General features: G+C 72.9%; 6 protein-coding genes. 3 read left to right on the forward strand and 3 right to left on the reverse strand.

The window, feature by feature from the left end; genetic code table 11:
• Positions 1-300: 300 nt before the first annotated feature.
• On the forward strand, positions 301-1,170 hold the full coding sequence (locus tag ACEPPI_RS39385) for a PHP domain-containing protein (protein ID WP_373920062.1): 870 nt from the start codon (positions 301-303) through the stop codon (positions 1,168-1,170).
• Positions 1,171-1,232: 62 nt separating this feature from the next.
• Positions 1,233-1,838: a MarC family protein gene (locus tag ACEPPI_RS39390; RefSeq protein ID WP_266842099.1), complete on the forward strand. Its 606-nt coding sequence runs from the start codon at positions 1,233-1,235 to the stop codon at positions 1,836-1,838.
• A 55-nt stretch (positions 1,839-1,893) separates the two neighbouring features.
• Here the strand turns inward: ACEPPI_RS39390 and ACEPPI_RS39395 are convergent, their stop codons facing one another.
• The 3 genes from ACEPPI_RS39395 to ACEPPI_RS39405 form a co-directional block, all read right to left on the reverse strand.
• Entirely contained in the window at positions 1,894-2,046 is a 153-nt protein-coding gene (locus ACEPPI_RS39395) for a hypothetical protein (RefSeq protein WP_167456791.1), read from the reverse strand.
• 95 nt (positions 2,047-2,141) lie between these two features.
• Positions 2,142-2,999 (reverse strand): alpha/beta fold hydrolase, encoded by an 858-nt coding sequence (locus ACEPPI_RS39400; protein WP_373920063.1) that lies wholly within the window; start codon positions 2,997-2,999, stop codon positions 2,142-2,144.
• Positions 3,000-3,089: 90 nt separating this feature from the next.
• Positions 3,090-5,063, reverse strand: a complete 1,974-nt coding sequence (locus ACEPPI_RS39405) for a DEAD/DEAH box helicase (RefSeq protein WP_373920064.1) — start codon at positions 5,061-5,063, stop codon at positions 3,090-3,092.
• A 459-nt stretch (positions 5,064-5,522) separates the two neighbouring features.
• On the opposite strand from ACEPPI_RS39405, the gene ACEPPI_RS39410 reads away from it, so the two are divergent.
• Positions 5,523-6,281: a ferritin-like fold-containing protein gene (locus ACEPPI_RS39410; RefSeq protein WP_266842104.1), complete on the forward strand. Its 759-nt coding sequence runs from the start codon at positions 5,523-5,525 to the stop codon at positions 6,279-6,281.
• The last annotated feature ends 95 nt before the right edge of the window (positions 6,282-6,376 follow it).

Consider the following 6,376-nt stretch of genomic DNA (forward strand, 5'->3'; position numbering starts at 1 on the left):
CCCCGTTCCCCGGGCTCCGCCCGGACCCTTCGGGGGCTCCGCCCCCGGACCCCCGCGCCGCAAACCCCCGCGGGGGTGGTTCTTCCCGCCCCGCCGGCGTTTGAGGCGCGGGCGCGGAGCGCCGTGCAGTGAGCCGCGCCGGCGACTGAGGCGGGAACGGTGGAAGGGCGGGTAGGGGACAGCCCCGCGCAGCGGCAACCCACCCGACGGCCGGGCACCGGCCACGGCACACGGCAACCGCCCGGCCAGGGCACGGGTACTCTGGAGTGTCCCCGTCCGTCAAAACCCTGGAGCTCGGCTGTGCGCATCGATCTGCACACCCACTCCACGGCCTCCGACGGCACCGACACCCCCGCCGAGCTGGTCGCCAACGCCGCCGCGGCCGGGCTGGACGTCGTCGCGCTGACCGACCACGACACCGTCGGGGGATACGCCGAGGCCATCGCGGCCCTGCCGCCCGGTCTCACCCTCGTGACCGGCGCCGAGTTGTCCTGCCGTCTCGACGGGGTCGGGATGCACTTGCTCGCGTACCTCTTCGACCCGCGGGAGCCCGAGCTCTCCCGTGAGCGCGAGCTCGTGCGCGACGACCGCACCCCCCGCGCGCAGGCCATGGTCGGCAAGCTCCGGGCGCTCGGTGTGGACGTCACCTGGGAGCAGGTGGCCCGGATCGCCGGTGCAGGCTCCGTGGGGCGCCCGCACATAGCCACCGCCATGGTCGAGCTCGGCGTGGTGCCCACCGTCTCCGACGCGTTCACCGCGGACTGGCTCGCCGACGGCGGCCGTGCCTACGCCGAGAAGCACGAGCTCGACCCCTTCGACGCCATCCGCCTGGTCAAGGCGGCCGGCGGGGTCACCGTCTTCGCGCACCCCGCCGCCGTCAAGCGCGGCGAGTGCGTGCCCGAGTCGGCGATCGCCGCCCTCGCGGCGGCAGGCCTGGACGGCATCGAGGTGGACCACATGGACCACGACGCCGCCACCCGCGACCGGCTGCGCGGCCTCGCGGCCGACCTCGGCCTGCTGACCACCGGGTCCAGCGACTACCACGGCAGCCGCAAGACCTGCCGCCTCGGGGAGTACACGACAGACCCCGAGATCTACGGCGAGATCACGCGCCGCGCCACCGGGGCCTTCCCCGTTCCGGGCGCCGGCGGATCCGCCGCCCGCGCCTGAGCTGCGCGCGGCCCCTCCCCACACCCTCTTTTCGTAACACCCCTCACCTGCAAGGCATCACTGTGTTTGATTTCGCCGTCTTCGGATCCCTTTTTCTCACGCTTTTTGTGATTATGGACCCCCCGGGGATCACGCCGATCTTCCTCGCCCTGACCTCGGGGCGCGCCGCCAAGGTCCAGCGCCGCATGGCCTGGCAGGCCGTCTGCGTGGCCTTCGGGGTCATCGCCGTCTTCGGCATCTGCGGCCAGCAGATCCTGGACTACCTGCACGTCTCCGTCCCGGCGCTGATGATCGCGGGCGGTCTGCTGCTCCTGCTCATCGCGCTCGACCTGCTCACGGGCAAGACGGACGAGCCCAAGCAGACCAAGGACGTCAACGTCGCCCTCGTCCCGCTGGGCATGCCGCTGCTGGCCGGTCCCGGTGCGATCGTGTCCGTGATCCTGGCCGTGCAGAAGGCCGACGGCTTCACCGGCCAGGTCTCCGTGTGGTGCGCGATCATCGCCATGCACGTGGTGCTGTGGCTGACCATGCGCTACTCGCTCGTGATCATCCGGATCATCAAGGACGGCGGCGTCGTCCTGGTCACCCGCCTCGCGGGCATGATGCTGTCGGCCATCGCCGTCCAGCAGATCATCAACGGTGTGCTCCAGGTCGTCCACGGAGCCTGAGACCGCATGCGAACGCCCCCGCACCGTCCTCGGTGCGGGGGCGTCGTCGAAAGCATCAGGAGGACGCCGTCTCGGCCGGTCGGATGAGAATGCGCTGGCCCACCGCGGCGGCCTGCTGCACGATCCGGTTGACGGAGGCCGCGTCCACGACGGTGCTGTCCACGGCGGACCCGTCGACGTCGTTCAGGCGCAGAATCTCGAAGCGCATGGCTTCTCCCTTCGTCGGTGTTCTCCTTGCGAAGGGTTCAACGGGTGGCGCACCAGAAACATTCCCTACGCTAAGGAAATTTTTTCCTTAGCTAACTACCGAGCGCTCAAGGATCGCCAAAAGATCACTAGAGAGTCGGCTGTGACCTGCGGGTTCTCGGCGTTCGGGGAGTGTTCGGCGGCTTCCACCAGGACCCGGGAAGCGCCCAGCCGGACGGCCATCTCGTCCATCAGCGGCACCGGCCAGGCGTAGTCGACCGTCCCCGACAGGACCAGCTTCGGCAGCGCCACCGCCGCCAGCTCCGCCACCCGGTCCGGCTCCGAGATCAGCACCCGCCCCGTGGCGATCAGCTGCTCCGGTACGGTGCCCAGCCAGCGCTCGCGCAGGAACTCCGCCAGCTCCGGGGCGTCGGGGACCGCGTCCTCGGGATCGTGGGCCCGCATCGCCTCCCACACCCCCGGCATGTCCTCCCGCATCGCCTCCAAGGCCGCGACCAGCAGCTTCGTGCGCGCCCGCTGTTCCTCGGCGATCGCGCCCGGCCCGCTGCTCATCAGCGTGAGGGAGGTGAAGGGGGAGGCGTCGCGCAGCACCGCCGCGCGGGCGACGAGGCCGCCCAGGGAGTGGCCGACCAGGTGCAGCGGCCCCCCGCCGAGCGCCGCGGCCTGCGCCAGGACGTCCCGGCCCAGCTCCTGGAGCCCGTACGCGGACTCCTCGCGCGGCCCCGGGCTCTGGTACTGGCCGCGCCCGTCGACGGCGACGACCCGGTAGCCGGCCGCGGCCAGGGGTTCCAGCAGGGCGATGAAGTCCTCCTTGCTGCCGGTGAACCCGGGGAGCAGGAGGACGGTGCCGCGCAGGGGCTCACCGGCCTCGTGTGCGGCGAACTCGCCGCGGGCGGTCGTCAGGCGGTACGCGCGGGCGGCGGGCGGCAGGGTGAGGCGCGGCGGCTTGCTCATGGCCCCGAGGTTACCGGCCCGTACGTCCGGGTACGAGGACGGCCCCGGCCCCCTGGGAAGGGGACCGGGGCCGTCGTACGGGTGTGAGCCCTACGCCTCCGGAGCGGCCTCGGCGACCTTGCGGGTCCGGGTGCGCTTCGGCTTCGCGGGAGCCTCGGCGGCGGCCTCGGCGACCGGAGCGGCCTCGGCGGCCTTGCGGGTCCGGGTGCGCTTGGGCTTGGCGGGGGCCTCCTCGGTCACCGCGGCGGCGGGCGCCTCGACGGCCTTGCGCGGAGCCCGGGTGGTGCGGCGGGCCTTGACGGGCTCCACCGGCGGGGCCATCTGGAAGTCCGGCTCGTCCACGGCGGGAGCGGCGACCTTACGGGGACGACGCACCTTCACCGGCGCCTCCTCCACCACGAGGGTGGCGGTGGCGAGCGGCGCGACCGGGGTCTGGGTGGGCTTGCGGGTCCGGGTGCGCTTCGGCTTGACCGGCGTCTCCTCGGACACGGCCGGAGCCGGGACCTCGACGACGGCCGGAGCCACGGGCTCCTCGACCACGGGGGCCTGGACCACGACGGCCGGAGCCACGGGGGCCTCGACCACGGCGGCCTCGGCCACCACGGCCGGAGCGGCGACCCGGGTGCGGCGGCGGCGCGGGCGGCGCGGCTCGTCGACGGCGGGCGCGGCCGGAGCGGAGGGGGCCTCGGCGGCCGGAGCCGCCGCGGGGGCGGCCACGGCCGTGTCGCCCAGATCCTCGCCACCGCGGGTGCGGCGGCGCTGGCGCGGCGTACGGGTACGCGGCGGACGCTCCTCGGTGACCACCGCGGCAGCGGCGGCGCCGCGGCCGCCACGGCCACCGCGTCCGCCGGTCTCGCCGAGGTCTTCGAGCTGCTCGGCCTTCAGGCCGGCCCGCACGCGCTCGGCACGCGGCAGGATGCCCTTGGTGCCGGCCGGGATGTTCAGCAGCTCGTACAGGTGCGGGGACGTGGAGTACGTCTCCTCGGGCTCGTGGAAGTCGAGCTCCAGCGCCTTGTTGATCAGCTGCCAGCGCGGGATGTCGTCCCAGTCGACCAGGGTGACGGCTGTGCCCTTGTTGCCCGCGCGGCCGGTGCGGCCCACGCGGTGCAGGAAGGTCTTCTCGTCCTCGGGCGTCTGGTAGTTGATGACGTGGGTCACGCCCTCGACGTCGATGCCGCGCGCGGCCACGTCGGTGCACACCAGCACGTCGACCTTGCCGTTGCGGAACGCGCGCAGGGCCTGCTCGCGCGCGCCCTGGCCCAGGTCGCCGTGGACGGCGCCGGAGGCGAAGCCGCGCTTCTCCAGCTGCTCGGCGATGTCGGCCGCCGTGCGCTTGGTACGGCAGAAGATCATGGCCAGGCCACGGCCCTCGGCCTGCAGGATGCGGGAGACCAGCTCCGGCTTGTCCATGTTGTGCGCACGGAAGACGTGCTGCTTGATGTTGGCGACGGTCGCGCCCTCGCCGTCCTCGGAGACGGCGCGGATGTGCGTCGGCTGGGTCATGTACCGGCGGGCCAGTCCGATGACGGCGCCCGGCATGGTGGCCGAGAACAGCATCGTCTGACGCTTCGCGGGCAGGTAGCCCATGATCTTCTCGACGTCGGGCAGGAAGCCCAGGTCGAGCATCTCGTCGGCCTCGTCCAGGACGAGGGCCTTGACGCGGGAGAGGTCGAGCTTCTTCTGCCCGGCCAGGTCCAGGAGGCGGCCCGGGGTGCCGACGATCACGTCGACGCCCTTCTTGAGCGCCTCGACCTGGGGCTCGTACGCGCGGCCGCCGTATATGGCGAGGACGCGGACGTTGCGGACCTTGCCCGCGGTCAGGAGGTCGTTGGTGACCTGGGTGCACAGCTCGCGGGTGGGAACCACCACGAGGGCCTGCGGAGCGTCGGTCAGCTGCTCGGGCGTTGCCCGGCCGGCCTCGACGTCCGCGGGGACGACGACCCGCTCCAGCAGGGGGAGGCCGAAGCCCAGCGTCTTGCCGGTGCCGGTCTTGGCCTGGCCGATGACGTCCGTGCCGGAGAGGGCGACGGGGAGGGTCATCTCCTGGATCGGGAAGGGGGACACGATGCCGACGGCTTCAAGGGCCTCGGCCGTCTCGGGAAAGATCCCGAGGTCTCGGAACGTAGTCAGGGTGCTGCCTCTTCTGTGAGACGCGGCGCGAGGCGGCGAGGGGGGTCGTACCGTGCCGGGCTTGCAGTACTGCGCCCACCCAGGTTCGGGCGGGTCGTACGAAGCTGCGCGGGACCACTAGCCTTCGCTCAAGCGCTCGTGCCGCTGAGGGGGCCCCTCGTGCGGAGGTGGTACGCATGGACGTACACACCGCACAGAGGGCGGTCGGGTTGGAGCCGATCGGGCCACCGACCGGGCATCCTCATTCGGATGGCCCGCCGAGTATTCCGGCAGGCGCATTACCACTGTACCCCGGAATCGCGCAGGTGTGTCGGGTGAATTCACCGGGTAGGCGCGTTTACGTGGACTGAGCAGGTGGTTCGTGGTGCCTTTCGGCGGGCTATTGTGCGGAGCATGTCGACCGTAGAAAACGCATCTCCCGCCGACGACGGCGCGTCCGACGGCGCGCAGGGCATCGCCGCCCAGGACTGGGCGACCGCCTCGGCTTCGCCCCAGTACCGCGCCGCCGTGGTGGACCTGCTCGGCGCGCTGGCGTACGGGGAACTCGCGGCCTTCGAGCGTCTCGCCGAGGACGCGAAGCTCGCCCCCACCCTGGGCGACAAGGCCGAGCTCGCGAAGATGGCCTCCGCCGAATTCCACCACTTCGAGCGGCTGCGCGACCGGCTCTCGGCGATCGACGCCGAGCCGACCGCGGCGATGGAGCCCTTCGCCAAGGGCGTGGACGACTTCCACCGCCAGACCGCGCCCTCCGACTGGCTGGAGGGTCTGGTCAAGGCCTACGTCGGCGACTCCATCGCCAGCGACTTCTACCGCGAGGTCGCCAGCCACCTCGACACCGACACCCGCGCCCTGGTCGTCGGCGTCCTCGACGACACCGGCCACGGCGGCTTCGCCGTCGAGAAGGTCCGCGCCGCGATCGAGGCCGACCCGCGCTGCGGCGGCCGGCTCGCGCTGTGGGCCCGCCGCCTGATGGGCGAGGCCCTCTCGCAGGCCCAGCGCGTGGTCGCCGAGCGCGACGCGCTCTCCACCATGCTGGTCGGCGGCGTCGACGGGATGGCGGCCGGCTTCGACCTGGCGGCCGTCGGCGAGATGTTCACCCGCATCACCAAGGCCCACACCAAGCGGATGGCGGCCCTCGGCCTCGCGGCCTGACCTCCGCCCCGCCCGTCCGTGCACGGCGCCGGGGCCCGCCCCCGCCCCCCCCCCCCCCCGCGCCCGCGCGGCGGGGGGGGGGCGGGGCTGGTCGC

Source organism: Streptomyces sp. AB3(2024), assembly GCF_041862025.1.
Classification (GTDB): domain Bacteria; phylum Actinomycetota; class Actinomycetes; order Streptomycetales; family Streptomycetaceae; genus Streptomyces.